Origin of the sequence: Pseudomonas sp. GZD-209 (assembly GCF_049310485.1) — a bacterium.
Classification (GTDB): domain Bacteria; phylum Pseudomonadota; class Gammaproteobacteria; order Pseudomonadales; family Pseudomonadaceae; genus Aquipseudomonas; species Aquipseudomonas sichuanensis.
In genome coordinates, this window is the sequence record NZ_JBMOWQ010000148.1 from 1 (window position 1) to 4,517 (window position 4,517).

General features: G+C 64.2%; 4 protein-coding genes. 2 read left to right on the plus strand and 2 right to left on the minus strand.

The genetic code is table 11. From position 1 onward, the window contains the following. Positions 1-72: 72 nt before the first annotated feature. Complete coding sequence (locus ACO6VM_RS17450) at positions 73-1,428, minus strand: amino acid permease (protein ID WP_401059760.1); 1,356 nt, start codon at positions 1,426-1,428, stop codon at positions 73-75. A gap of 51 nt (positions 1,429-1,479) precedes the next feature. After that, positions 1,480-2,421, minus strand: coding sequence for an AEC family transporter (locus ACO6VM_RS17455; protein WP_125465363.1), 942 nt, complete (start codon positions 2,419-2,421; stop codon positions 1,480-1,482). Between the two features lie 188 nt (positions 2,422-2,609). On the opposite strand from ACO6VM_RS17455, the gene ACO6VM_RS17460 reads away from it, so the two are divergent. Further along, entirely contained in the window at positions 2,610-4,244 is a 1,635-nt protein-coding gene (locus ACO6VM_RS17460; RefSeq protein ID WP_401059763.1) for a phospholipase, read from the plus strand. A gap of 14 nt (positions 4,245-4,258) precedes the next feature. Further along, positions 4,259-4,450 carry a hypothetical protein gene (locus ACO6VM_RS17465; RefSeq protein ID WP_279846589.1) on the plus strand — a complete coding sequence of 64 codons (192 nt, stop codon included), beginning with the start codon at positions 4,259-4,261 and terminating at the stop codon, positions 4,448-4,450. Positions 4,451-4,517 lie beyond the last annotated feature (67 nt).

Sequence of the window (4,517 nt, forward strand, 5' to 3'; positions counted from 1 at the left end):
GTTGGGCGAGGAACTCCCCCCCACGCTAACGCGAGTGGTGGGGGGGGGCTTCCCCCCCCCCGCGATTGGGCCTCAGCCCTGACGCTTCTTCTTCAGTTTGAACGCCACCCACAGCACCAGAATCCACGCCGGGATCAGCATCACCGAGATACGAATCGGTGGCGTCAGGTACATCACCACCAGAATCAGCACGATGAACGCCAGGCACAAGTAGTTGCTCACCGGGTGCCCCCAGCTGCGGTAGGACGGCGTGATGCCGGCCGCCAGCTTGGCCTTGCGGAACTTCAGGTGGGTGATGCTGATGCTCGCCCAGTTGATCACCAGCGCCGAAACGGCCAGAGCCATCAACAGGCCGAAGGCTTCACCGGGCATCAAGTAGTTGATCAGCACGCACATCCCCGTAGCGAATGCCGACACGCCCAATGCGGTGAGCGGCACGCCACGGCGGCTGACCTTGAGCAGCTGGCGCGGCGCATCACCTTGGGAGGCCAGGCCGAACAGCATGCGGCTGTTGGCGTAAACGCAGCTGTTGTACACCGACAGCGCGGCGGTCAGCACCACCACGTTGAGGATGGTCGCCACCAGGTCGCTGTCCAGCTCGTGGAAGATCATCACGAACGGGCTGCCGCCCTGCACCACCTTCTGCCACGGATACAGCGACAGCAGCACCGCCAGGGCACCGATGTAGAAGATCAGGATGCGATACACCACCTGGTTGGTGGCCTTGGGGATGCTCTCGCGCGGGTTTTCGGCTTCGGCGGCAGTGATGCCGACCAGCTCCAGGCCACCGAAGGAGAACATGATCACCGCCAGCGCCATGATCAGCCCGGTCACGCCATTGGGGAAGAAACCACCGTATTGCCACAGGTTGGCAACGCTGGCGTCCGGCCCGCCGTGGCCGCTGCCCAGCAGCCAGGCACCAAAGCCGATCATGCTGACGATGGCCACCACCTTGATCAGGGCGAACCAGAACTCCATCTCGCCATACACCTTCACCTGGGTCAGGTTGATGGCGTTGATGGCCACGAAGAAGATCGCCGCCGTGGCCCAGGTGGGGAAGTCCGGCCACCAGTACTGCACGTAGATGCCCACGGCGGTGAGTTCGGCCATGCCGACCAGCACGTAGACCACCCAGTAGTTCCAACCCGAGACGAAGCCTGCGAACTCGCTCCAGTAGTGGTGCGCGAAGTGGCTGAAGCTGCCGGCCACCGGCTCCTCGACCACCATCTCGCCAAGCTGGCGCATGATCAGGAAGGCCATCAGGCCGGCGACGGCATAGCCCAACAGCACGGAGGGGCCGGCCAGCTGGATGGTCTGGGCGATGCCCAGGAACAGCCCGGTGCCGATGGCACCGCCCAGCGCGATCAGCTGGATATGGCGATTCTTCAGCCCGCGCTGCAAGCGCTCGGGCGTGCTCTGGTCTTGCATGAAGTGTCCTTTAGGTGAGGCCGTGTTGTTGGTGTTGTGTGCAGTCAAGCTCTAGATCCAGCCGCCCCACTGCAAGACGAAAATTCCGATGTTGGTGGTGATGGCCGCCATCAGTGTAGTGATCACGATGATCGAGGCGGCCAGTTCGTGGTTGCCGTTGGCCGCCCGCGCCATCACATAGCTCGCCGCCGCGGTGGGGCTACCGATGTAGAGGAACAGGATGCCCAGCTCGGCCCCGCGGAAACCGCAGAGCCAGGCGCCCAGGGTACCCAGCAGCGGCAGCCAGACCATCTTCACCAGGCTCACATCGAACGCCAACCTGCCGCTGTCGCGCAGCGCCGCCAGCGACAAGGTGCCACCGATGCAGATCAGCGCCAGCGGCAAGGTCATCTGCGCCAGGTAGTCGGCAGAGGTCAGCAGCCAGTTGGGCAGCGGCACCTGGCCATAGGCCATGGGCGTTGCGAGCAGCACGCTGATGATCAGCGGGTTGCTGAGAATGCTCTTGCAGATGCTCCACGGGTCGGACTTCAGGTCCGGGCTGTACACCGCCAGCACCACTGCCGACAGCGAGTTGTACATGAGGATGACCAGCCCGGCCAGCACCGCGCCGAGGGAGATGCCGTAGTCGCCGTAGAGGCTGGCGGCCAGCGCCAGGCCGATCACGCCATTGTTGCCGCGAAATGCGCCCTGGGTGTAGATGCCGCGGTCCGCCTGCGGGCAGCGCCAGATCGCCAGGCCCCAGGCCAGGCCGAACCCCACCAGGGTGGCAACGATGAAGTAGAGGATGACCCCGGGCTTGACCGCGGCGGCCAGGTCGGCGTGGTAGATGCCAAGGAACAATAGCGCCGGCATGCAGACGTTGAACACCAGCGATGACGCGACCTTGCTGAAGTTGTCGTCGATCACGCGGATGCGCTTTAGCAGCACGCCCATGAACAGCATGGCGAACACGGGCGCCGTGATGTTCAGTGTCTGGATAAGAAGGGCGAGCATGCAGCCTGATCCTGGGAGTTGCCGTTAGGGGGCTAATCATACGTCAGTGCCAGGGCCTTGCGCCCATCGAAGGTGCCAGTTGGCAGCACAAACTGAGCTTGACGTAGGAAATTTCCCGAATATGATGGCGACTACTGTATATGCATACAGTTAAAAATGGATTATCCCGACATCGCAAGGAGCTGATCATGTCAGGAATGCAAACCGCGCCCGTGGCCAACCAAGCCCAGGCCAAACAGGTCGTTGCCGATCTCGATCAATTGTTCGACCCGCAGGGAATCGACCTTCCCGGTCCGGACAGCCAGCTGATGCTGGTCATGCACGGCCACCACACCCTCAAGTACCATCGCTTCGCCGTGCCGCAAGGCACAGGCCAGGCGCCCAAACGCAAACCCGAGCTGTTCTTCGAAGGGGGTGAGCACACCGCTATCGGTGACAACACCCTGCTGCGCTATGAAGCTGGTCAGCCGGGCATCCCCGCCCACCAGTCGCCCCTGCCGTTGCCCAACGGCCTGAGCCTGACCTACGGCCAGGTCATCGCCCTGGGCGGCGACTTCTATGGCGTACCCGAGCGGCCCATTGCCGATGGCGCCAGCGAGGCCGAACGCATCACACGCTTCAGCCAGGCCTTCGACTCCCTGGCCCGCCTGCCGGCGGCCAAGGACGAGGCCGGGCAGATCCTCGCCGTGATGCAGGAAGAAATCGCCGCCGCCAACCAGGCCATCCAGGATGGCCGCCAGCCCCATGAAGCCTACGACGCACTGGGCGACAGCCTGTCGGCACGCTGGAATCGCATCACCGGCGGCGGCAGTTTCGCGTCCGACCTGTTCCCACTTGGCCGCTACCTGAAGCTGGCCGCCAGCAACTGGGACCATTTCGGCCCTTGGGCGCTGCTGGCCTACCAGGCCGGCCACGCCGCAGCCTTGCAGCAAGCCGTGAAGGCGCATGCCAGTGGCGAAGAGCGCGACCTGCAACTGGCCTACGCCATGAATGCCTTCGCCGATCACTTCCTCACCGACCTGTTCTCCGCCGGCCATTTGCGGGTGCCGCGCAAGGCCCTGGCCGACAGCGTCACCCCGAGCGACGTCGGCTCGCTGATTTCGCGCTTCATGCACGATGAAGACAGCAAGTACGGCCTGCTGGTGCGCAACGCCGAAGGCGAGCAATGGCGCGCCTATGGCGACAAACGCTACTTCGACAGCGTCGATGTGGCCAACCGCCGCCAGGTCGGCCGGGCAGTGCAGCGCTCGGCCGACGAGGTGTTCCAGGCGTTTGTCGATGGCCGCCTGCCCTTGGCCAAGGACTATGCCGCCCTGCGCCTGGCGCCGGATCTGCACGCCGCCGAGCAGGACCTGGTGCCGGGCAACTTTGCCCCGCTGTATTTCCAGAACGGCAAGACCGTGCTCCGGCGCAAGGACGTCAACAACCTCAACGACCGCGAGCGCATCGCCGACTGGTGGGGCTGGAGCACCTACCTGCTGCTCAAGGACTACAAGCCCAATACCCCCAGCGGATTCATCGCGGCACCGAGCGCGTCACCGGCCATCATCGGCTGGCAAAGCAGCGAACCGGATGGCCTCAACTGGCAGCGGGGCAACTCGGTGCGTTACGCCTTCAGCCTGAGCGAGCAGTTCAACGAATCCTATATCGGGCCGTGGAGCGCCTATGCCCTACTGGGCGAGCAGTTCCACCCGACCGTACAGGTACCGCTGGACGGCAAGCAGCGCGGGCGCAACCTGTTCCGCCAGTTCCGCGGCGGCTCGCCGGAGCTGATCGCCAGCCTGGACGGCGTGGCAACCACTTACATCGATCGCAATGCGTGACAAGGAGGTCACCGATGAACATCAGGATCAAACTGGAGCTGGCTTCGGGTCAGTCGCTGGCAGGCATGCCGCTGGAGTTGCTGCGTGATGGCAAGGTCATTGGCCGGGCCAAGGTGCCGGCTGGAGGGCTGGTGGCGTTCGAGGCGCCTGCTGGTGCAGGGCCACTGGCGGTGCGGGTTGACCGCTCGGGGGTAAAAGCCTTCTAAAACGATCGCGGGGGGAAAAAACCCCCCCACCAAAAACCGAGGGAAGGGAGGTTCCCACCGCTCCCTT